This window comes from Pseudomonas sp. MDV22-iso1, from assembly GCF_058145095.1.
Genome location: NZ_JBYVMF010000008.1, coordinates 120309 through 142257, shown reverse-complemented (window position 1 = coordinate 142257; position 21949 = coordinate 120309). Strand labels below are relative to the sequence as shown.

The 21949-nt window shown below is 57.3% G+C and carries 19 protein-coding genes, 3 tRNA genes and 1 pseudogene; 20 read left to right on the top strand and 3 right to left on the bottom strand.

Annotation, left to right across the window (positions count from 1 at the left end; all coding sequences use genetic code 11):
- Positions 1 to 79: 79 nt before the first annotated feature.
- From ftsH to AC3ZVB_RS11920, 16 genes are all read left to right on the top strand, one after another.
- A complete protein-coding gene (gene ftsH, locus AC3ZVB_RS11995; RefSeq protein WP_162437902.1) occupies positions 80 to 1990 on the top strand; it encodes an ATP-dependent zinc metalloprotease FtsH in 1911 nt (636 codons plus the stop codon).
- Between the two features lie 8 nt (positions 1991 to 1998).
- Positions 1999 to 2850 (top strand): dihydropteroate synthase, encoded by an 852-nt coding sequence (gene folP / locus AC3ZVB_RS11990; protein ID WP_162437903.1) that lies wholly within the window; start codon positions 1999 to 2001, stop codon positions 2848 to 2850.
- A gap of 16 nt (positions 2851 to 2866) precedes the next feature.
- Entirely contained in the window at positions 2867 to 4204 is a 1338-nt protein-coding gene (glmM, locus tag AC3ZVB_RS11985; protein ID WP_162437904.1) for a phosphoglucosamine mutase, read from the top strand.
- 66 nt (positions 4205 to 4270) lie between these two features.
- The gene (tpiA, locus tag AC3ZVB_RS11980; RefSeq protein WP_490146616.1) at positions 4271 to 5026 is read left to right on the top strand and encodes a triose-phosphate isomerase; all 756 of its coding nucleotides are present in this window, start codon (positions 4271 to 4273) and stop codon (positions 5024 to 5026) included.
- Positions 5027 to 5030: 4 nt separating this feature from the next.
- Positions 5031 to 5414, top strand: a complete 384-nt coding sequence (gene secG / locus AC3ZVB_RS11975) for a preprotein translocase subunit SecG (RefSeq protein WP_017336473.1) — start codon at positions 5031 to 5033, stop codon at positions 5412 to 5414.
- 22 nt (positions 5415 to 5436) lie between these two features.
- Positions 5437 to 5522: transfer RNA gene (locus AC3ZVB_RS11970), tRNA-Leu, on the top strand.
- Between the two features lie 96 nt (positions 5523 to 5618).
- Positions 5619 to 5695, top strand: a tRNA-Met gene (locus AC3ZVB_RS11965).
- 139 nt (positions 5696 to 5834) lie between these two features.
- A complete protein-coding gene (gene rimP, locus AC3ZVB_RS11960; RefSeq protein ID WP_010463487.1) occupies positions 5835 to 6293 on the top strand; it encodes a ribosome maturation factor RimP in 459 nt (152 codons plus the stop codon).
- A gap of 47 nt (positions 6294 to 6340) precedes the next feature.
- Positions 6341 to 7822, top strand: a complete 1482-nt coding sequence (gene nusA / locus AC3ZVB_RS11955; protein ID WP_162437906.1) for a transcription termination factor NusA — start codon at positions 6341 to 6343, stop codon at positions 7820 to 7822.
- Positions 7823 to 7849: 27 nt separating this feature from the next.
- Positions 7850 to 10378 carry a translation initiation factor IF-2 gene (gene infB, locus AC3ZVB_RS11950; RefSeq protein WP_162437907.1) on the top strand — a complete coding sequence of 843 codons (2529 nt, stop codon included), beginning with the start codon at positions 7850 to 7852 and terminating at the stop codon, positions 10376 to 10378.
- 159 nt (positions 10379 to 10537) lie between these two features.
- A complete protein-coding gene (gene rbfA, locus AC3ZVB_RS11945; protein ID WP_162437908.1) occupies positions 10538 to 10939 on the top strand; it encodes a 30S ribosome-binding factor RbfA in 402 nt (133 codons plus the stop codon).
- Positions 10940 to 10942: 3 nt separating this feature from the next.
- The gene (gene truB, locus AC3ZVB_RS11940; RefSeq protein WP_162437909.1) at positions 10943 to 11860 is read left to right on the top strand and encodes a tRNA pseudouridine(55) synthase TruB; all 918 of its coding nucleotides are present in this window, start codon (positions 10943 to 10945) and stop codon (positions 11858 to 11860) included.
- A gap of 117 nt (positions 11861 to 11977) precedes the next feature.
- Positions 11978 to 12247 (top strand): 30S ribosomal protein S15, encoded by a 270-nt coding sequence (gene rpsO, locus AC3ZVB_RS11935; protein ID WP_003176135.1) that lies wholly within the window; start codon positions 11978 to 11980, stop codon positions 12245 to 12247.
- A gap of 196 nt (positions 12248 to 12443) precedes the next feature.
- On the top strand, positions 12444 to 14549 hold the full coding sequence (pnp, locus tag AC3ZVB_RS11930; protein WP_007942868.1) for a polyribonucleotide nucleotidyltransferase: 2106 nt from the start codon (positions 12444 to 12446) through the stop codon (positions 14547 to 14549).
- Positions 14550 to 14699: 150 nt separating this feature from the next.
- Positions 14700 to 14775: transfer RNA gene (locus tag AC3ZVB_RS11925), tRNA-Thr, on the top strand.
- Positions 14776 to 14908: 133 nt separating this feature from the next.
- Entirely contained in the window at positions 14909 to 15214 is a 306-nt protein-coding gene (locus tag AC3ZVB_RS11920; protein WP_490146655.1) for a DUF6388 family protein, read from the top strand.
- An 87-nt stretch (positions 15215 to 15301) separates the two neighbouring features.
- Here AC3ZVB_RS11920 and nadC read toward each other — a convergent pair whose 3' ends face one another.
- A complete protein-coding gene (gene nadC / locus AC3ZVB_RS11915; protein WP_162437911.1) occupies positions 15302 to 16150 on the bottom strand; it encodes a carboxylating nicotinate-nucleotide diphosphorylase in 849 nt (282 codons plus the stop codon).
- A gap of 196 nt (positions 16151 to 16346) precedes the next feature.
- Between nadC and ampD the strand changes: the two genes are divergently transcribed.
- The 4 genes and pseudogenes from ampD to AC3ZVB_RS11895 all read left to right on the top strand — a co-directional run bounded on the left by ampD (position 16347) and on the right by AC3ZVB_RS11895 (position 20002).
- Positions 16347 to 16907, top strand: a complete 561-nt coding sequence (gene ampD, locus AC3ZVB_RS11910) for a 1,6-anhydro-N-acetylmuramyl-L-alanine amidase AmpD (protein WP_162437912.1) — start codon at positions 16347 to 16349, stop codon at positions 16905 to 16907.
- Positions 16904 to 17740: a regulatory signaling modulator protein AmpE gene (gene ampE / locus AC3ZVB_RS11905; protein WP_194691433.1), complete on the top strand. Its 837-nt coding sequence runs from the start codon at positions 16904 to 16906 to the stop codon at positions 17738 to 17740. Before ampD ends, ampE begins: the two co-directional genes overlap by 4 nt.
- 264 nt (positions 17741 to 18004) lie before the next feature.
- Positions 18005 to 19096, top strand: a pseudogene (locus AC3ZVB_RS11900) (methyl-accepting chemotaxis protein); the annotation flags it as partial.
- Positions 19073 to 20002, top strand: a complete 930-nt coding sequence (locus tag AC3ZVB_RS11895; protein WP_442966285.1) for a methyl-accepting chemotaxis protein — start codon at positions 19073 to 19075, stop codon at positions 20000 to 20002. The pseudogene AC3ZVB_RS11900 and the gene AC3ZVB_RS11895, both read left to right, overlap by 24 nt.
- 33 nt (positions 20003 to 20035) lie before the next feature.
- Here AC3ZVB_RS11895 and AC3ZVB_RS11890 read toward each other — a convergent pair whose 3' ends face one another.
- Together AC3ZVB_RS11890 and cra are read right to left on the bottom strand one after the other, a co-directional pair.
- A complete protein-coding gene (locus AC3ZVB_RS11890; RefSeq protein WP_490146615.1) occupies positions 20036 to 20812 on the bottom strand; it encodes a TatD family hydrolase in 777 nt (258 codons plus the stop codon).
- 3 nt (positions 20813 to 20815) lie between these two features.
- Complete coding sequence (gene cra / locus AC3ZVB_RS11885) at positions 20816 to 21811, bottom strand: catabolite repressor/activator (RefSeq protein WP_490146614.1); 996 nt, start codon at positions 21809 to 21811, stop codon at positions 20816 to 20818.
- Between the last annotated feature and the right edge of the window lie 138 nt (positions 21812 to 21949).

Below are 21949 nucleotides of genomic sequence, written 5' to 3'. Positions count from 1 at the left end.
AGTAAGTTAGGCCGGTGAATATCATGCGAAGCGCGCGCCATTAGCGGAGCTTGCTTCAGAGGGTAGTTAATTGAACGATATGGCAAAGAATCTGATCCTGTGGTTGATCATCGCGGCTGTCCTGGTGACAGTGATGAACAACTTCTCCAGCCCTAACGAGCCGCAGACCCTCAACTATTCCGACTTCATCCAGCAGGTCAAGGATGGCAAGGTCGAGCGCGTAGCGGTTGACGGCTACGTCATTACCGGTAAGCGCAGTGATGGCGACAGCTTCAAGACCATTCGTCCTGCAATTCAGGACAACGGTCTGATTGGCGACCTCGTGGACAACCATGTGGTCGTTGAAGGCAAGCAGCCTGAGCAGCAAAGCATCTGGACTCAGCTCCTGGTGGCGAGCTTCCCGATCCTGGTGATCATCGCCGTGTTCATGTTCTTCATGCGCCAGATGCAGGGTGGTGCGGGAGGCAAGGGCGGTCCGATGAGCTTCGGCAAGAGCAAGGCGCGCCTGCTCTCCGAAGATCAGGTGAAAACCACTTTGGCTGACGTTGCCGGTTGCGACGAAGCCAAGGAAGAAGTCGGCGAGCTGGTCGAGTTCCTCCGTGACCCGGGCAAGTTCCAGCGTTTAGGCGGTCGCATTCCTCGCGGTGTGCTGATGGTGGGTCCTCCTGGTACTGGTAAAACCTTGCTGGCCAAAGCGATTGCCGGTGAGGCCAAAGTGCCGTTCTTCACCATTTCCGGGTCCGATTTCGTCGAAATGTTCGTCGGTGTAGGCGCAAGCCGTGTCCGTGACATGTTCGAACAAGCCAAGAAGCACGCTCCTTGCATCATCTTCATCGATGAAATCGACGCCGTTGGTCGCCATCGTGGCGCTGGCATGGGCGGCGGTCATGATGAGCGTGAGCAGACTCTCAACCAGTTGCTGGTAGAGATGGACGGCTTTGAAATGAATGACGGTATTATCGTCATCGCCGCAACCAACCGTCCTGACGTTCTGGACCCTGCGCTGCTGCGTCCGGGCCGTTTCGACCGTCAGGTCGTGGTCGGTTTGCCGGATATCCGCGGTCGTGAGCAAATTCTCAAAGTCCACATGCGTAAAGTGCCAATGGGTGACGACGTCGCTCCAGCGGTTATCGCTCGTGGTACTCCTGGTTTCTCCGGTGCTGATCTGGCCAACCTGGTAAACGAAGCGTCGTTGTTTGCTGCTCGTACTGGCAAGCGCGTCGTTGAGATGAAAGAGTTCGAGCTGGCTAAAGACAAGATCATGATGGGCGCTGAGCGCAAATCCATGGTCATGTCCGAGAAAGAGAAGCAGAACACCGCTTATCACGAAGCGGGCCACGCCATCGTTGGTCGCGTCGTGCCTGAGCACGACCCGGTTTACAAGGTGTCGATCATTCCGCGCGGTCGTGCGTTGGGTGTGACCATGTTTCTGCCCGAAGAAGATCGTTACAGTCTGTCCAAACGAGCATTGATCAGCCAGATCTGTTCGCTGTACGGCGGTCGTATTGCCGAAGAGATGACACTTGGGTTCGACGGTGTTACCACCGGTGCCTCCAATGACATCATGCGTGCCAGCCAGATTGCACGGAATATGGTGACCAAGTGGGGTCTGTCCGAAAAGCTGGGTCCGTTGATGTATGCCGAAGACGAGGGTGAAGTATTCCTCGGTCGTGGCGGTGGCGGTCAGAGTGCAAGCTTCTCCGGTGAGACTGCCAAACTGATCGACTCCGAAGTGCGTAGCATCATTGACCAGTGCTACGGCACCGCCAAGCAGATCCTCACGGATAACCGTGACAAGCTTGATGCGATGGCTGATGCACTGATGAAGTACGAGACGATCGATGCTGAACAGATCGATGACATCATGGCGGGTCGTACGCCTCGCGAACCTCGCGACTGGTCTGGTGGCACCGGGACTTCCGGAACACCTCCGGTAGTGCAGGGTGAGCGTCCTGAAACACCGATCGGCGGTCCTGCTGCTGACGTTTAAGGTTTGAAATGACTTTTGTTCAGTCCTCAACCCGGTTGCCTTGCGGCAACCGGGTTCTTGATTTGGCCCAGACGCATGTCATGGGTATTCTCAACGTGACTCCTGACTCCTTTTCTGACGGCGGCCAATATAGCCAGCTGGATGCGGCCTTGCGCCACGCTGAGGCGATGGTGGTCGCGGGTGCAACACTGATCGATGTGGGTGGCGAGTCTACGCGGCCAGGTGCCAGAGCGGTGTCGCCACTCGAAGAGCTTGAGCGCGTGGCATCTGTCGTCGAGCGAATACATCGCGAGCTGGATGTGATCATCTCGGTTGATACTTCCACGCCTGCGGTCATGCGCGAAACAGCGCGACTTGGGGCGGGGTTGATCAACGATGTGCGTTCATTGCGACGGGATGGGGCTCTTGATGCGGCTGCGGACACCGGTCTTCCGGTCTGTCTGATGCATATGCTCGGGGAGCCTGGTGACATGCAGGATGATCCGCAGTATCAGAACGTAACCCAGGAGGTGGGAGCGTTTCTGGCTGAGCGAATGGTTCAGTGTGCGCGGGCTGGAATTCCGTCCGAACGGATCATTCTCGACCCGGGATTCGGCTTCGCCAAAACCCTGCAGCACAATCTAAGCTTGTTTAAGCACATGGAAGCTCTGCATGCCTTGGGGCGGCCCCTGCTGGTCGGGGTTTCGCGCAAAAGCATGATTGGTCAGGCGCTGAATCGTCCGGTCGGGGAGCGCCTGTTTGGCGGTCTTGCTCTCGCGGCGCTGGCTTCGACCAAGGGGGCGCGTATATTGCGCGTCCATGACGTAGCTGAAACAGTTGATGTAGTGCGGATGATCGCCGCAGTGGAATCAGCCGAATAAGAATGATGGAGCACTTATGACTAAGAAATATTTTGGCACCGACGGCATTCGCGGTCGGGTCGGTGAATACCCGATCACTCCTGACTTCATGCTCAAGCTCGGTTGGGCCGCGGGCATGGCGTTTCGCAAAATGGGCGCCTGCAAGGTGCTCGTTGGCAAGGACACGCGGATCTCCGGTTATATGTTCGAGTCTGCTCTCGAGGCCGGTTTAACGTCCGCAGGTGCTGATGTGATGCTGCTTGGCCCGATGCCAACTCCAGCCATCGCTTACCTGACACGTACATTTCATGCTGAAGCGGGTATCGTGATCAGTGCTTCGCATAATCCCCACGATGACAACGGCATCAAGTTTTTCTCGGGGAAAGGCACCAAGCTGCCGGACGAAGTCGAGCTGATGATCGAAGAGCTGCTGGACACTCCGATGACCGTGGTTGAGTCGAGCAAGATTGGCAAGGTGTCGCGGATCAACGATGCGTCGGGTCGCTACATCGAGTTCTGCAAGAGCAGTGTTCCGACTGGCACCAGCTTTGCTGGCTTGAAGATCGTGATTGATTGCGCTCACGGTGCGACCTACAAGGTGGCCCCCAGCGTTTTCCGCGAGCTTGGGGCTGAAGTTGTCGTCCTTTCTGCTCAGCCGAACGGCCTGAACATCAATGACAATTGCGGTTCGACCCATATGGGCCAGCTTCAGGCTGCTGTATTGGCCGAGCATGCCGACCTGGGTATTGCCTTTGATGGTGATGGTGATCGAGTTCTGATGGTCGATCACACAGGTGCAATTGTCGACGGTGATGAATTGTTGTACATCATCGCTCGCGATTTGCATGAGCGCGGCAAGTTGCAGGGCGGCGTAGTTGGAACATTGATGAGTAACCTGGGCCTGGAGTTGGCCTTGGCTGATTTGTCCATTCCCTTTGTTCGCGCCAATGTCGGTGATCGCTACGTCATCGCAGATCTGTTGGAGCGTAATTGGCTGGTGGGTGGTGAGAATTCGGGGCATATCGTCTGCTTCAGTCACACTACTACCGGTGATGCGATTATTGCCGCATTGCAGGTTCTGATGGCGCTGAAGAGACGCTCGGAAGGTCTGGCTCAAGCTCGTCAGGCATTGCGTAAGTGCCCTCAGGTGCTGATCAACGTGCGTTTTGGCGGCGGTGCGAATCCACTTGAGCATCCATCAGTTAAAGAGGCCAGTGAGGCTGTCACCCAGGCAATGGCAGGTCGTGGGCGGGTGCTGTTGCGCAAGTCTGGTACTGAGCCTTTGGTGCGCGTCATGGTCGAAGGTGAGGACGAAACACAGGTTCGTGGCTACGCCGAAGAACTGGCAAAACTGGTAACTGAAGTTTCTGCCTGATTTCGGCTTGCCAGCCATGATTGTCTTGGGTAACATCTGCGCCCACTTTGACCGACGAGGTACAGCATGCGTCGCCCTTTGGTAGCTGGTAACTGGAAGATGCACGGTACCCGCGCCAGCGTCGCTGAGCTGATCAACGGCCTACGTAATCTGGCCTTGCCGAGCGATGTTGATGTTGCGGTTTTCCCGCCTTGCTTGCATATCAACCAAGTGGTTGATGGTTTGAAAGGTCGGCCGGTCATGATCGGCGCGCAGAACTCTGCGGTGGAATCCATGCAAGGTGCGTTGACCGGTGAAGTTGCACCGAGTCAGTTTGTGGATGCAGGTTGTTCCCTGGTCCTTGTTGGGCATTCCGAGCGCCGCCAGATAATGGGTGAGCAGGACGGAATGCTGATCCGCAAGTTTGCGGCGGCACAGGCTTCCGGCTTGATTCCGGTGTTGTGCGTAGGGGAAACTCTCGAGCAGCGCGAAGCCGGCAAAACTCTTGATGTTGTCGGGCGTCAGCTGGACAGCATCATTGACGAGTTGGGTGTCGAGGTATTTGCAAAAGCAGTAATTGCTTACGAGCCGGTCTGGGCCATTGGTACCGGGCTGACTGCTTCGCCGCAACAAGCGCAGGATGTGCATGCAGCCATTCGCGCTCAGTTGGCGGCAAAGAATTCTGAGGTCGCACAAGGTGTGCGGCTTCTATACGGCGGCAGCGTGAAGGCGGCCAATGCGGTCGAACTGTTCGGCATGCCGGATATCGATGGGGGGCTCATTGGTGGGGCTTCCCTGAATGCAGATGAGTTCGGTGCGATTTGTCGCGCCGCGGGAAACTGAAAAAATGCTGGAAACAGTCGTAGTCGTTTTTCATCTGCTGGGTGCATTGGGCGTAGTTGCTCTGGTTTTGCTGCAGCAGGGTAAAGGTGCGGATGCTGGTGCGTCTTTCGGTGCAGGTGCTTCAAATACTGTGTTCGGAAGCCAAGGTTCCTCTACCTTTCTTAGTAAGTTTACTGCTATACTTGCCGCAGGTTTCTTCATAACCAGCTTGGGGTTAGGTTACTTTGCTAAAGAGAAAGCTCATCAGCTGACTCAAGTAGGTTTGCCAAATCCAGCAGTGTTGGAAGTTCCAAAGCAACAACCGGCTTCTGATGATGTACCGGTGCTTCAAGAGCAAAAGTCGGCTACTCCAGCGACTGACGTGCCTCCAGCTCAAGAGCAAAAGTAAGAAGGGTTTCACACGTAGTATTGCCGAGGTGGTGGAATTGGTAGACACGCAACCTTGAGGTGGTTGTGCCCATAGGGTGTAGGGGTTCGAGTCCCCTTCTCGGTACCAATTATCAGGAGAGCCCGCTGTTGCGGGCTTTCTTGTAGGTGGAAGGTTACATTGACCCTGTCAGGGATCGGTCGTATACTTCCGCCCCAGCTTTGTCGCGGGGTGGAGCAGTCTGGTAGCTCGTCGGGCTCATAACCCGAAGGTCGTCGGTTCAAATCCGGCCCCCGCAACCAGTTTAAGGAGCCCCTTTTCAGGGGCTTTTTGTTAGCTGGACACTTTATAACGCCGCTGTTCGACGGCGTTTCAAGGGTGGGCGTTTCGCCCATTTTTTTATTTTGCATAGCATGCACATACATGCACGAGGGGGTTCAGGTGTCGAGCAAGCTAGAAGAGTTGCAGGCCTTGCTGGCCCCGGTGGTCGTGGCCCTAGGCTATGAATGCTGGGGTATTGAGTTTTCGGCTCAAGGTCGCCACTCAATGTTGCGCGTTTATATCGATAAAGAGGGCGGTGTGCTGGTGGACGATTGTGCCATTGTCAGCCGTCAGATCAGCGGTGTCCTGGATGTTGAAGATCCGATCGCTGTGGAGTACACCCTAGAAGTTTCCTCGCCTGGCATGGAACGCCCGCTGTTCACTATTGAGCAGTTTGCAAAATTTGCCGGTGAACAAGTGAAGATCAAGCTGCGCTCGCCTTTTGAAGGTCGACGCAACTTTCAGGGCCTTCTGCGCGGTGTAGAAGAGCAGGACGTCGTGGTGCAGGTTGAAGACCATGAGTTCCTGTTGCCGATCGATATGATCGACAAGGCCAACATTATTCCCAGTTTTGACTGAGACGCGGATCCCGCGGATCCAATGGCTTGCGAAAGGCGAGGCGTACGATGAGCAAAGAAGTACTGCTGGTTGTTGAGTCGGTATCCAATGAAAAGGGCGTACCGGCAAACGTAATTTTTGAAGCGCTGGAGCTGGCTCTGGCCACTGCTACCAAAAAGCGTTTCGAGGACGAAGTCGATCTGCGTGTGGAAATCAATCGCCACACGGGCGCTTACGAGACATTCCGTCGCTGGACGGTCGTCGAAGAAGACGACCTGGACGATCCGGCGATCGAAACCTGGCCGAGCAAGGTTGCAGAAACGCATCCTGGTGCTCAGGTCGGTGACGTAGTCGAAGAAAAGATTGAATCCATCGAGTTCGGCCGCATTGCTGCACAGACTGCGAAGCAAGTCATCGTGCAGAAAGTTCGCGAAGCCGAGCGCGCTCAAGTCGTTGATGCCTACCGCGAGCGCCTGGGAGAAATCATCTCCGGCACCGTGAAGAAAGTCACCCGCGACAACGTGATCGTCGACCTGGGCAACAACGCTGAGGCGCTGCTGGCTCGTGAAGACATCATCTCCCGCGAGACTTTCCGGGTTGGTGTGCGCCTGCGTGCACTGCTGAAGGAAATCCGCACCGAGAACCGCGGCCCGCAGCTGATCCTGTCGCGTACCGCGCCGGAAATGCTGATCGAGTTGTTCCGCATCGAAGTGCCGGAAATCGCAGAAGGCCTGATCGAAGTAATGGCTGCGTCCCGTGACCCGGGTTCGCGCGCCAAGATCGCAGTCCGTTCCAAGGACAAACGCATTGACCCGCAGGGCGCTTGCATCGGTATGCGCGGTTCGCGCGTCCAGGCAGTGTCGGGCGAGTTGGGCGGTGAGCGTGTGGATATCGTCCTGTGGGATGACAACCCGGCTCAGTTCGTAATCAATGCAATGTCGCCGGCTGAAGTGGCGGCAATTATCGTTGACGAGGATGCCCATGCAATGGACATCGCCGTTGGCGCAGACAATCTGGCTCAGGCCATCGGTCGCGGTGGTCAGAACGTGCGTCTGGCTAGCCAGTTGACTGGCTGGACCCTGAACGTGATGACCGAATCGGACATCCAGGCTAAGCAGCAAGCAGAAACCGGCGACATCCTGCGCAACTTCATCGACGAGCTGGAAGTCGACGAAGACCTGGCGCAGGTTCTGGTAGATGAAGGCTTCACCAGCCTGGAAGAGATTGCCTACGTACCGTTGGAAGAAATGCTCAACATCGACGGCTTTGACGAAGAAACCGTCAACGAGCTTCGCGCTCGTGCCAAGGATCGTTTGTTGACCAAAGCCATCGCTACTGAGGAAAAGCTGGCAGACGCCCATCCGGCCGAAGACCTGCTCTCGCTTGAGGGTATGGACAAGGATTTGGCGATGGAACTGGCGGTGCGCGGCGTAATTACCCGCGAAGACCTGGCCGAGCAGTCTATTGACGACCTGCTCGACATCGACGGCATTGACGATGATCGTGCCGGCAAGTTGATCATGGCCGCCCGAGCCCATTGGTTCGAGTAATTAGGCGCGGCCTGAGGAGAGAAGTGCATGACGCAAGTCACGGTGAAACAACTGGCCGATGAGGTCAAAACACCGGTAGAGCGCCTGTTGCAGCAGATGCGTGAGGCAGGTCTGCCGCACACCGCCGCCGAAGAACATGTGACTGACAGTGAGAAGCAATCTTTGCTGACTCACTTGAAAAGCAGCCACAAGGCGAAAGTGGAAGAACCACGCAAGATCACGCTGCAGCGTAAAACCACCAGCACCCTGCGTGTTGCTGGCAGCAAAAGCATCAGCGTTGAAGTACGCAAGAAGAAAGTCTTCGTACAGCGCAGCCCGGAAGAAATCGAAGCCGAGCGCAAACGCGAACTGGATGAACGTCGCGCAGTAGAAAATGCTGCACGTCAGAAGGCTGAAGAAGAAGCCAAGCGTCGCGCCGAAGAAGAAGCGCGTCGCCAGCCTGCTGGTACGCAAGCCACTGCTAACGACGCTGTCGCAGCGCCTGCTGCGGCAGTCGAGCCAGTGCGTGAAAGCGCGCCGGTTGTGGCTGCTGCTCCAGCACCGTCTGCTGACGTTCGCAACAAGCAGAACGAACAGCGCCGTCCGGACAAACCACGCGCCGACGATAACAATCGTCGTGGCAGTGGCGATGGCGAGCGCAAAAACGCTCCACATCGTGCTTCGGTCAAAGAGAAAGCGCCTGCTCCACGTGTTGCGCCACGTACTACCGACGAAGAAAGCGATAGCTTCCGTCGTGGTGGTCGCGGCAAGGCCAAGCTGAAGAAACGCAACGCTCACGGTTTCCAGAGCCCAACCGGCCCTGTCGTGCGTGATGTGCAGATCGGCGAGACCATCACTGTTGGCGATCTCGCCAATCAGATGTCGGTCAAGGCTGCTGAAATCATCAAGTTCATGTTCAAACTGGGAACTCCAGCGACCATCAACCAGGTGCTTGATCAGGAAACTGCTCAGCTGGTAGCCGAAGAACTGGGCCACAAAGTGACCCTGGTCAGCGACACCGCCCTGGAAGATTCCTTGGCCGAGTCCCTGAAGTTTGAAGGTGAGACGTTCTCCCGTGCACCAGTCGTGACCGTAATGGGCCACGTCGACCACGGTAAGACGTCGCTGCTCGACTACATCCGTCGTGCCAAGGTAGCTGCTGGCGAAGCCGGTGGTATCACTCAGCACATTGGTGCATACCACGTTGAAACCGAACGCGGCATGGTCACGTTCCTCGATACCCCAGGTCACGCCGCGTTTACCGCAATGCGTGCCCGTGGTGCCAAGGCGACTGACATCGTGATTCTGGTAGTTGCAGCGGACGACGGCGTGATGCCGCAGACCATTGAAGCTGTCCAGCACGCCAAGGCCGCTGGTGTTCCGCTGGTTGTTGCAGTGAACAAGATCGACAAGCCGGGCGCCGATCTCGATCGCATCCGCAGCGAACTGTCGGTTCACGGCGTGACCTCGGAAGAGTGGGGCGGCGACACCCCGTTCGTATCGGTTTCGGCGAAAGTCGGTACTGGCGTGGACGAGTTGCTCGAAGCTGTCTTGCTGCAAGCTGAAGTTCTCGAATTGAAAGCAACCCCATCGGCCCCAGGTCGCGGTGTTGTGGTTGAATCGCGTCTCGACAAAGGTCGCGGCCCGGTTGCAACCGTTCTAGTTCAAGACGGTACCCTGCGCCAAGGCGACATGGTGCTGGTCGGTTCGAACTATGGCCGTGTACGTGCCATGCTCGACGAGAACGGCAAGCCAATCAAGGAAGCCGGTCCGTCCATCCCTGTCGAGATCCTCGGCCTGGACGGTACCCCGGACGCTGGCGACGAGATGAGCGTGTTGTCCGACGAGAAGAAAGCCCGTGAAGTGGCTCTGTTCCGTCAAGGCAAGTTCCGCGAAGTCAAGTTGGCTCGCGCTCACGCCGGCAAGCTGGAAAACATCTTCGAAAACATGGGTCAGGCAGAGAAGAAGACGCTCAACATCGTCCTCAAATCCGACGTCCGTGGTTCGCTGGAAGCGTTGAACGGTGCCTTGAACGGCCTGGGTAACGACGAAGTGCAAGTGCGTGTTGTCGGTGGCGGTGTCGGTGGTATCACCGAGTCCGACGCCAACCTGGCACTGGCCTCCAACGCTGTACTGTTCGGCTTCAACGTGCGTGCCGATGCTGGCGCTCGCAAGATCGTCGAGCAGGAAGGTCTGGATATGCGTTACTACAACGTGATCTACGACATCATCGAAGACGTCAAGAAAGCCCTCACCGGTATGCTGGGCAGTGATGTTCGCGAGAACATCCTGGGTATCGCTGAAGTCCGTGACGTGTTCCGCTCGCCGAAGTTTGGCGCGATCGCCGGTTGCATGGTTCTCGAAGGTGTTGTTCACCGTAACCGTCCAATCCGTGTACTGCGTGAAGACATCGTTATCTTCGAAGGCGAGCTGGAATCCCTGCGCCGCTTCAAGGATGACGCTTCCGAAGTACGTGCCGGCATGGAATGCGGTATCGGCGTGAAGAGCTACAACGACGTCAAAGTCGGTGACAAGATCGAAGTCTTCGAGAAGGTTCAGGTTGCTCGCAGCCTCTAACTCGCGCACTTCAAGGGCCACGCCGAGCCGCCGCATGCAGATGCGCGGTCAGGCGTCAGGACTCTAAACGCAACGCCCGGTCTGGCTTCTGTCAGGCCGGGCGTTTGCCGCTTTCAGACCACACGGGTTTCACCGTGGGGCAGTAACAGGTAACAAGACATGGCAAAAGAATACAGCCGTACCCAACGTATCGGCGATCAGATGCAGCGTGAGCTGGCACAGCTGATCCGTCGTGAAGTCAAAGACCCACGCGTAGGCCTGGTGACTATTACCGCTGTTGAAGTCAGCCGTGACGTCGGTCACGCCAAGATCTTCATCACCGTGATGGGCCAGGACAACGCCGAAGACATCGCACAGAGCATCAAGGTGCTCAACTCCGCTGCCGGCTTCCTGCGTATGCAGCTAGCGCGTGAAATGAAGCTGCGCAGTGTTCCGCAGTTGCACTTCCACTACGACGAAAGCGTCGTGCGTGGCGCGCATCTGTCGGCCTTGATCGAGCGTGCGGTGGCTGAAGACAGTCAGCGCCCGGAAGCGGCTGAACCCGAAGACGCCAAGGAGTAATCGGTGGCTCAGGTCAAACGTATCCGTCGTAACGTCAGCGGCATCATCCTGCTCGACAAGCCGTTGGGCTTCACTTCCAACGCGGCGTTGCAGAAGGTTCGCTGGTTGCTGAACGCCGAGAAGGCCGGTCATACCGGCAGCCTCGATCCGCTGGCCACTGGCGTGTTGCCGTTGTGCTTCGGTGAGGCGACGAAGTTTTCGCAGTACCTGCTTGATTCCGACAAGGCCTATGAAACCCTGGCGCAGTTGGGCAAAACCACCACGACGGCGGATGCCGAAGGTGAGGTTTTGCAGGAGCGCCCGGTGACCGTTGGTCGCGCCGATGTCGAAGCGGCACTGCCGAATTTTCGTGGGCAAATCAGTCAGATACCGCCGATGTACTCGGCACTCAAGCGTGATGGCCAGCCGCTGTACAAGCTGGCTCGTGCAGGCGAAGTAGTGGAGCGCGAACCGCGTTCTGTTACTATTGCGCGCTTGGAATTGCTGGCCTTCGACGGTGATACTGCGCGGCTGGCAGTGGATTGCAGCAAAGGCACCTATATCCGCACCCTGGTGGAGGATATCGGTGAGCAACTCGGTTGTGGCGCTTACGTTGCAGAATTGCGACGTACCCAGGCCGGGCCGTTCACGCTGGCGCAGACGGTTACGCTTGAAGAGCTGGAAGCCGTACACGCCGAAGGCGGCAACGAAGCGGTAGATCGCTTCCTCATGCCATCGGACAGCGGTCTGCTGGATTGGCCGCTGTTGCAGTTCTCGGAGCACAGCTCGTTCTACTGGCTTAACGGCCAGCCAGTACGCGCCCCGGATGCACCGAAGTTCGGCATGGTACGGGTACAGGATCACAACGGTCGCTTCATCGGAATCGGTGAAGTGAGCGAAGATGGGCGCATCGCGCCGCGTCGACTGATTCGGTCAGAATGACCGGACGAGGGTGGCTGTTAACAGGCACGGTCACTACTCATTTTTAGATACAGGGATTTGTCCCTGGCCTGTTGAAGCTGTTTCTTTGAAACAGTTTCCTGATAAAAGGATTGCCTCATGGCTCTCGACGTTCAAGAAAAAGCTCAAATCGTAGCTGACTACCAGCAAGCTGTTGGTGACACTGGTTCGCCAGAAGTGCAAGTTGCACTGCTGACCCACAACATCAACAAGCTGCAAGGTCACTTCAAGGCCAACGGTAAAGATCACCACTCCCGTCGTGGTCTGATCCGCATGGTAAACCAGCGTCGTAAGCTGCTGGACTACCTGAAAGGCAAGGATCTGGGTCGTTATCAGGCTCTGATCGGTCGCCTGGGTCTGCGTCGCTAATAAGCGATTGCGCTAGAGGTTGGTTGTCTGTCGTACGTCAGTGGGATTCCCGCTGGCGCATGGCAGGCTCCCAGCCTCAAGTTTTATCTGGATACACAGTTTTACCCTGGACAGGCGTTGGGCCGATTCCCGACATTGCCCAAGAATTTCGCAAGAAGACAAGTTCCCCAAGAGCCACAAAAGAAGGTAGGACACCGTGAACCCGGTAATCAAAAAATTCCAGTTCGGTCAGTCGACCGTTACTCTCGAGACTGGCCGTATCGCCCGTCAGGCCTCCGGCGCAGTATTGGTCACCGTTGACGACGACGTCAGCGTGTTGGTAACTGTAGTCGGCGCCAAGCAAGCCGATCCAGGCAAGGGCTTCTTCCCTCTGTCCGTTCACTACCAGGAAAAAACTTACGCTGCCGGTAAGATCCCTGGCGGTTTCTTCAAGCGTGAAGGCCGCCCTTCCGAGAAAGAAACCCTGACTTCCCGACTGATCGACCGTCCGATCCGTCCGCTGTTCCCAGAAGGCTTCATGAACGAAGTGCAGGTTGTCTGCACCGTCGTTTCCACCAGCAAGAAAACCGATCCGGACATCGCTGCGATGATCGGTACCTCGGCTGCACTGGCCATCTCCGGTATTCCTTTCGATGGCCCGATCGGCGCTGCCCGCGTTGCGTTCCACGAAAGCACCGGCTACCTGCTGAACCCGACTTACGAACAACAGAAAGCTTCGAGCCTGGACATGGTCGTTGCCGGTACGTCGGAAGCCGTGTTGATGGTTGAATCGGAAGCCAAAGAGCTGACCGAAGACCAGATGCTGGGCGCGGTACTGTTTGCTCACGACGAGTTCCAGGTTGTGATCAACGCTGTTAAAGAACTGGCTGCCGAAGCTGCCAAGCCAACCTGGACCTGGGCTCCACAGCCTGAAGCCACTGCTCTGCTGGGCGCTATCCGTGCCGAGTTCGGCGACGCGATCTCCCAGGCTTATACCATCACCATCAAGGCCGACCGTTACGCTCGCCTGGGTGAGCTGAAGGACCAGGTTGTTGCCAAGCTGTCCGGTGAAGAAGGCCAGCCTTCTTCCAGCGAAGTCAAAGCCGCTTTCGGCGAAATCGAATACCGCACCGTTCGCGAAAACATCGTAAACGGCAAGCCACGTATCGATGGTCGCGACACCAAGACCGTACGTCCTCTGAACATCGAAGTCGGCGTTCTGCCAAAGACCCACGGTTCGGCGCTGTTCACCCGTGGCGAAACCCAGGCCCTGGTCGTTGCAACGCTGGGTACTGCCCGTGACGCGCAGCTGCTGGACACCCTGGAAGGCGAGAAAAAAGACCCGTTCATGCTGCACTACAACTTCCCTCCGTTCTCGGTAGGTGAGTGTGGTCGCATGGGTGGCGCTGGTCGTCGCGAAATCGGTCACGGCCGTCTGGCCCGTCGTTCGATTGCCGCCATGCTGCCTGCTGCCGACGTGTTCCCGTACACCATTCGTGTTGTGTCGGAAATCACCGAGTCCAACGGTTCGAGCTCCATGGCTTCGGTCTGCGGCGCTTCCCTGGCCCTGATGGATGCCGGCGTTCCGATGAAGGCACCGGTTGCCGGTATCGCCATGGGTCTGGTTAAAGAAGGCGAGAAGTTCGCCATCCTGACCGACATCCTGGGTGACGAAGACCACCTCGGCGACATGGACTTCAAAGTAGCCGGTACCGCCAAAGGTGTTACCGCGCTGCAGATGGACATCAAGATCAAAGGCATCACCGAAGAAATCATGGAAATCGCTCTGGGCCAAGCCCTGGAAGCGCGCCTGAACATCCTCGGCCAGATGAACCAGATCATTGGTCAGTCCCGTACCGAACTGTCGGAAAATGCTCCGACCATGATCGCGATGAAAATCGACACCGACAAAATCCGTGATGTTATCGGTAAAGGCGGCGCGACCATTCGTGCGATCTGTGAAGAGACCAAGGCTTCGATCGACATCGAAGACGACGGCTCGATCAAGATCTTCGGCGAAACCAAGGAAGCTGCTGAAGCTGCACGTCAGCGCGTTCTGGGCATCACCGCAGAAGCTGAAATCGGCAAGATCTACGTGGGTAAGGTTGAGCGCATCGTCGACTTCGGCGCATTCGTCAACATCCTGCCAGGCAAGGACGGTCTGGTTCACATCTCGATGCTGAGCGACGCTCGCGTTGAAAAAGTGACCGATATCCTGAAAGAAGGCCAGGAAGTGGAAGTACTGGTACTGGACGTGGACAACCGCGGCCGTATCAAGCTGTCCATCAAAGACGTAGCAGCAGCCAAGGCATCGGGCGTTTAATTACCCCCTTCGCTTGAAAGCTTCAACGTTGTAAAAAATGCCCCGTAGTGAAAGCTGCGGGGTTTTTTTTGCCCTGTAGAAAAAGGTCAAAAGATCTTTGTAGCGCCGTCAGTTGCCTGACCCCAAAGTCAGTGCTAGGTTTAGCCCACCGCCCGTGTAGCTCAGCCGGTAGAGCAGCGCACTCGTAACGCGAAGGTCGCAGGTTCGATTCCTGTCTCGGGCACCAGCGACACGTTGTTTTCAGATGATCCCGAATGGTTCTGAAGGCCAGACAAGCCGGGTTTCAAACGGCTTTTTGCGTCAGAGAGATCCTTGATGATCCAGATCCATCTTCCATTCCCCAGATCAAAGAGAACGCCATGACCGTTAAAGAATTGACCCAAGAAGCCAGACACCAAGAAGCGCTGAAAAAGTATTTGCTGGATTCCCCCCAGCTGGCCGAAGAGATCAAGGACTTGCCCTCCGACGATCAGAAAGACCAGATCCAATGGGCATTCGAGGACGAGGCTGAATCCCAGGGATTGCAGCCTTGGGAGCTGACGCTCAAGTACACCTCAACACCTGCAGAGTTTGAGGAGGCGCGCCTGGTTTTGCACAAGGAGGCGGCCGAAGTGCTGGGCGTCGAGTGGGAAGAGTACTGCGAGATGAATAATCTAGTGGTGTGATCGCCGTCTCATGCATGCGGCCGCAAGCCACAAGTTGAAGCGAGATTGCTTATGGCTTGTGGCTTGCTGCTTTAGGCTTGCAGCTTCTTAAAGACTAAGGCGCATCGACAGATCAACGGCCTTTACATCCTTGGTCATCGCACCGATCGAAATGTAATCCACGCCCGTTTCAGCGATCGGCAGCAGCGTACTTTCGTTGATGCCACCACTGGCTTCCAGTTTCGCCTTGCCGTCGTTCAGGCGTACCGCTTCGCGCATGTCATCCAGGCTCAGCTCATCAAGCATGATGATGTCCGCACCTGCTGCCAGGGCTTGCTTCAACTCCTCAAGACTTTCCACCTCGATCTCAACCGGTTTGCCTGGAGCAATCTTGTGCGCGGCGTTGATGGCCTCTGGGATCCCACCACAAGCCGCAATATGGTTTTCCTTGATCAGGAACGCGTCATACAGGCCGATGCGATGATTGTGGCAACCGCCACAGGTCACGGCATATTTTTGCGCCAGACGCAGCCCGGGAAGGGTTTTGCGGGTGTCGAGCAATTTGACCTGGGTCTCGGCAACGTAATCCGCCAGGTACTGCGCGCGAGTGGCCACCCCTGAAAGCAGCTGCAGGAAGTTCAGTGCGCAGCGCTCGCCAGTGAGAAGCGAGCGTGCCGGCCCTTCGAGGTGGAACAGCGCCTGATTGGGTTTCACCCGTTCGCCATCGCGCACTTGCCAATGAACGGCCACTCGAGGGTCCAATTGCCGGAATACAGCATCGACCCATGCGGTGCCCGCGATAACGGCAGCATCACGGGTGATGATGGTCGCTTTGGCCAGGCGTTCAGCCGGGATCAATTGTGCGGTGATGTCGCCGCTGCCGATGTCTTCGAGCAACGCACGGCGCACGTTGGCTTCGATTTCGGCAGTCAAATCGGCGAGACGTAGATTCGGCATAACGGACTCCACAAACAAAGTGATCCGATTATAGGGGCATGGCACGCGGCAACCCAAGGCATCAGAGGCCTTTCCTGGGTGATGAAAGGTGTATTTGGTCGATTCTCCAGTGACATCAATTGTGGCAAGTGATCGCGTCGCGAGGGTCTATCGCGGCATACTGGGCGCCAATACAGTCGATGCTCAAGGAACCGGTATGCACTTGGATCCCGCAAGTGGTTGGTGTCAGGGCGTGCAGGTCTGCCCTTCGCCTAACTTCAATGCGCGCCCCACGGGCGAAATTTCCCTGCTGGTGATCCACAACATCAGCCTGCCGCCCGCGCAGTTCGCCACCGGTAAGGTGCAGGCGTTTTTCCAGAATCGCCTGGACGTCACAGAGCATCCCTACTTTGAAGGGATAGCTGATCTGCGCGTGTCCGCGCATTTCCTGATCGAACGTGACGGCAAGGTCACCCAGTTTGTCTCTTGTCTTGAGCGCGCCTGGCATGCGGGTGTCTCGGTTTTCGAAGGCCGGGAAACCTGTAACGATTTTTCCGTGGGCATTGAGCTGGAAGGTACGGATGATCTGCCGTTCACCGATGCTCAATACACTGCATTGACGGCCCTGACCCGACAGTTGCAAAGCGCCTTCACGGCCATCACGGCACAGCGTATCTGCGGTCATAGTGACATCGCACCCGGACGTAAAACCGATCCGGGTCCAGCGTTCGACTGGGCTCGCTATCGCGCGGCCTTGGCAAAAGAGGAACAACAATGAGTTTTCTGGTGTTGCTGTTGGCGGTCTGGATCGAGAAATTCTCGGCCCTTCGTCATCGTGTTCAGCGCGACAGTGGTTGGGTAAGCGAACTGAACAAGCTTGAAGCAAGCCCACGCTTTGCCAGCCACCCATGGCTGATCTTGATCGTGCTCGTGTTACTGCCGGTCGCGGTGCTGGGGTTGCTGTTGATCGTGCTTGAGCCGGTGGCCTACGGTCTTTTGGCGTTGCCAGTGCATTTGCTGGTAGTGATCTACAGCCTGGGTCGTGGCGATTTGCTGGCCGGTCTTGGCCCGTTTCGCGATGCCTGGCGTCGGGAAGATCTGCAGGCGGCAGCACACGTTGCGAACCGCGATCTGGGCATTTGTGCCGACAACGGCGAACAACTGCTGGAGCGCGTCGAAGGTCACTTGCTGTGGGAGGCTTACCAAAGCTTTTTCGCTGTAATTTTCTGGTATTTCCTGCTGGGGCCGGTCGCGGCACTCAGCTATCGCCTGTTAGCGTTAGCCGAAGAACACGGGAAAAACCCGGCGGTCACCGAACGTGCTGCGCAATTGCGGCATGCGTTCGACTGGATACCGGTGCGCCTGCTGGCGGCGAGTTTTGCGCTGGTGGGCAACTTTGTCGCGGTCAGTCGGGTGATGCTGCATGAACTGCTCAACTGGAACATCAGCGCTGCCCAATTGATCGAGAAGGTCGGGCTGGTGGCCGGTGAAATACCGGCACCGGTGGTCGGGCCCGACGGTATCAACAGCCTGGACCGCATTTGGGAACTGCTGCTGCGCGCAGCGTTGCTTTGGTACGCCGGGTTCGCCTTGTGGACTGTCCTTCCCTGAACACAACCACCTTGTAGCAGCTGGCGAAGCCTGCGTTCGGCGGCGAAGCCGTCGCAGGTTGCCAAATCCAATGACGGCTTCACCCGCTGCTACACGAATCCCTCCTCCGTTAACCTTAAGTTACAAAACCTCCTGCCGATTTAAGCTATACAGAGATAGCGCCCAATAGTGGCTATCTGCTTTCTCTGTGCGCCTGCCAATAAAAATAAGAAATCCAAGGGAGACTTCACAGTGAAGAGCTTGCTCTATCCCGCCGTTGCGCTAATGAACCGCCTGAGCTTCGGCATGAAGTTCAGCCTGATCAGCGTGCTGTTCCTCATACCGATGCTGGTGACCAACTTCTATCTGGTGCGAGATTCCTATCGCGAATTTCAGGGCACCCGAATCGAACTGCAAAGCATCGACTTACTCGGCAACAGCCTGGCACTTCGTCGCGATCTCGAGACTCTGAACAACCTGGTGCAGATCAACGTCACCCTGGGTCAGTCAGGCAAAGCCGGCAATGTCGAATCGAAAATCAGCGCGCTGGAACAAAGCGTACTGGCTCGTCTGCAAGGTCTGGCCGCAATGTCCACGGACCCCGAGCAGATCGCGGTATTCGATGCCAAGCGCGATGAGATGATTGCGGCATTCAAAGCCCAGCAAGCGGAAAGCTCCCTGCAAAGCAAAAGCGGGATGATTGGCAAGTTACTCGGCAGCGCACAAATTTTCAGCCAGATCATTGCCAGTCAGGCGGGCCTGAGTCGCGACACTCAAAGCGACATGCGCCAACTGACTGAACTCATCACCACTGTCACCCCACCGGTCACCCAACTGTTGGGTGAAGGCCGGGCGATGGGCTCTTTTTCCCTGGGGCAGGGTTTTCTCAACTCGGCATCGAGCACCCGATTTGATGAATTGCTGGTGCAGATCGAAAAGCTCCAGGCTGAGTACGGCCTGAAATTGCAGGACACACTGGGCTCGAGCAAAGCGGCCAAGGACTCGCTGACGGCTCTGGCCGACACCAGCAACGCCTCGCTTAAAAAAGCCAGTGAACTGTTCGAAGAACAGGTGGTGATGGCCGATACGCTTGATGCGCCGTGGCAAGGTTTTTACGACACCGTCACTGGCCTGATGGACCAAACCTACCAACTCAACGAAGCCACGCTGAAATTTCTCGGCACCCAGTTACAGCAACGACTGGAGCAGAATCGCACGCATATGATCCTTCAGGCCGTGGCGCTGTCGGTGGTGTTCGTGTTGATCTTTTACCTATACGGCGGTTTCTACGCCTCGACCCGCACCACCCTCAAGCGCCTTGGCGCCGTGATGGACAAAGTCGCGGCGGGCGACATGACAGTGACGTTCAGTGCCAACAGTCGCGACGAACTCGGCGAGTTGGGCGAAGTGTTCAACGGGACCGTGAAGAAAATCCATGACCTGATCGAGCGCGTCGGACAAACCGTCAGCGAGGTCGAGCGCCAGGCCGGTCAGGTCGAAAACGTTTCTGCCCAAAGTAACCAGGCAGTGGCGGGACAGCGCTCGCAGATCGAGCAGGTCGCCACGGCCATGAACCAGATGTCCGCCACCTCTCTGGAGGTAGCGCGCAGTGCCGCCGCCGCGGTTAGCAGCGCGCACAGCGTCAACGATGAAACCCTCAACGGCCGCGGACTTGTGCAGTCACAGCAGGGCAGCATCGCAGCCCTTGCCGGCGAAATTGATCAATCTGTCCTGGTGATCAATCAACTGGCCAGCGACAGCCAATCCATCAGTCGTGTGCTGGAAGTGATCAAAAGCATCGCCGAGCAGACCAACCTGCTGGCACTCAACGCGGCAATTGAAGCTGCGCGGGCGGGTGAGCAGGGCCGTGGATTCGCGGTGGTGGCCGATGAGGTCAGGACACTGGCCAAGCGCACGCAGCAATCGACCGAAGAAATCGAGCAGATGATCACCAGGCTGCACAGCGGCGTAGGCGCAGCGGTGAAAGCCATGGGCACCAGTCATCAGATGGCCAGCGGCACTGTCGGGCAGTCGGAGAAGGTCCAGCAAGCGTTGGAAAATATTCTTGGCGCTGTGGGCATGATCGTCGATCAGAACCAGCAAATCGCCGCCGCCGTGGAGCAACAAACTGCCGTGGCCCACGACATCGACCAGAACATCGTCGAGATCAATCGGGCAGGTGAGCGTACTGCCGAAGGGGCCCACCAGACCGAAGATGCCAGCCGTGCATTGTCGGCTCAGGTGGTGGAGTTGAAACAGCTGATCAGTGCGTTCCGGGTCTGAAAACACCGCAGCGCCTACAAGGCGCTACGTTGGTCACCAGCGGAACACTTCACGCGCATTGGCACTGCTGACCGCTGCCAACTGCTCGGGGCTGATCCCCATAATTTGCGCCAATGCGGCGCAAATGTCCGGCAAATGCGCCGGACTGTTGCGTTGACCGGCGAACATCGCGGGCGCCATGTCCGGTGAGTCGGTTTCCAGCACCACGGCGTCCAGTGGCAGTTCAGCAAGTACGCGGTGCATGCGCAGCGCCTGCGGCCATGTTGCAGCGCCACCCAGGCCGAGTTTGAAACCCAGCTTGATGTACTCGCGAGCCTCCTCCTTGCTTCCCGCAAACGCATGGATAATTCCCGCGCGTTTCAAGCGAAACCGTTTGAGCGTAGCAATCACTGCCGCATGGCTGCGACGCACGTGGATCAGCGCCGGCAAGTCAAAGTCCACCGCCAGTTGCAGTTGCGCATCGAACAGCGCTTGCTGGCGTTCGCGGTCCAGGGTCTTGATGAAGTAATCCAGACCGATCTCACCCACCGCGCACAGCTGCCGATGACCGGCTAACCGTGTCAGCCAGTCACCGAGTTCAGGCAAATCCTCTGGCTGATGTTGATCCAGGTACACCGGATGCAAGCCGAACGCCGCGTGCAAGTCAGGATCGCTTTGCACCAGGTCCCAGACCCGTTGCCAATTCCCCTGATAAACCCCCAGCACCACCATCCGCTGAACACCGAGCGCACGACTCTCGGCCAGCAACGCCGTGCGATCGGCGTCGAAGTCGGGAAAATCCAGGTGCGTGTGGGTGTCGATCAGCTCCACGGTTCAGTCCTGGCGAATACGCTGCTTGAATGTCCGCGCGATGGCTTGCACGCCGGGCTGGTAGTCCGACTGTTCAATCGCGGCCAAGGCCAGCTCCAGCGCCTTGTCGGCAATCAGTTGATGCTGCTGGGCCATGGCATTGACCGGTAACGGCAAGAAGTCCAGCAACTGCGTGTCACCAAAGGTGCCAAGGCGCAGCGGCCGGGATTTCAGCGGGAAGTCGTGCAAGGCATCGAATACGCCCTGCAACAACACGTAGGACGTCGTGACCAGAGCGTCCGGCAAATGCCCCAGGCGCTGAAGCATTTCGTCCATCAACTGCTTGCCACATTCGCGGCTGAAGGATTCGCCGTGTTCGATCAGCACCTCGCCTTTGAACCCGGCCAAGGCCTCTTTGAACCCGGCGGCGCGCTCCTGGCTGATACTCAGTTCGGGGCGAGCGCCAATCAGGGCGATCTGTTTGGGCACAGGGTCCAGTAGACTGCGGGTCAGTTGCAGACTGGCTTCCCGGTCGTCACTGATTACCGAACAGAAATGCTCGGGTTCCATGACCCGGTCGATCGCGATGATCGGAATGCCTTTGGCCTGTAATTGGCGATAGCTGTCGTCGCTGGTCGGCAGGCAACTGGCAACGATCAACGCGTCGCAACGCCTCGCTCGAAACAGTTGCAGCAGTTGCCGTTCGCTGTCAGGCGCGTCGTCCGAGCTGGCGATCAGCAGCTGGTAGCCGCGAGCACGAGCGCCTTGTTCCAGCAGCTTGGCAATCCGCGCGTAACTGGGGTTTTCCAGGTCCGGCAGAATGAAACCCAGCGTGCGGGTGTGCCGGCTTCGCAGTCCGGCAGCCTGTGGGTTGGGCGTAAAGCCATGCAGTTCGACGACCGCGCGGACGCGCTCGACCGTGGCGCTGCTGATCCGCTGCTGTTCAGCCTTGCCATTGATGACATAACTGGCGGTGGTCACGGAGACACCAGCCAACTGTGCGATATCACTGAGTTTCAACTCGGGATTTCCTTGTTTGTTCGAGCGTGCCCCGACATTTTCGTCAATCCTACCCGATTCCGGCAGACGACCATTGTCGCAACGTAACCGACAAGTTGCGCTTCAAGGATGAGACATTATCGAGTAACGTGCCGATCA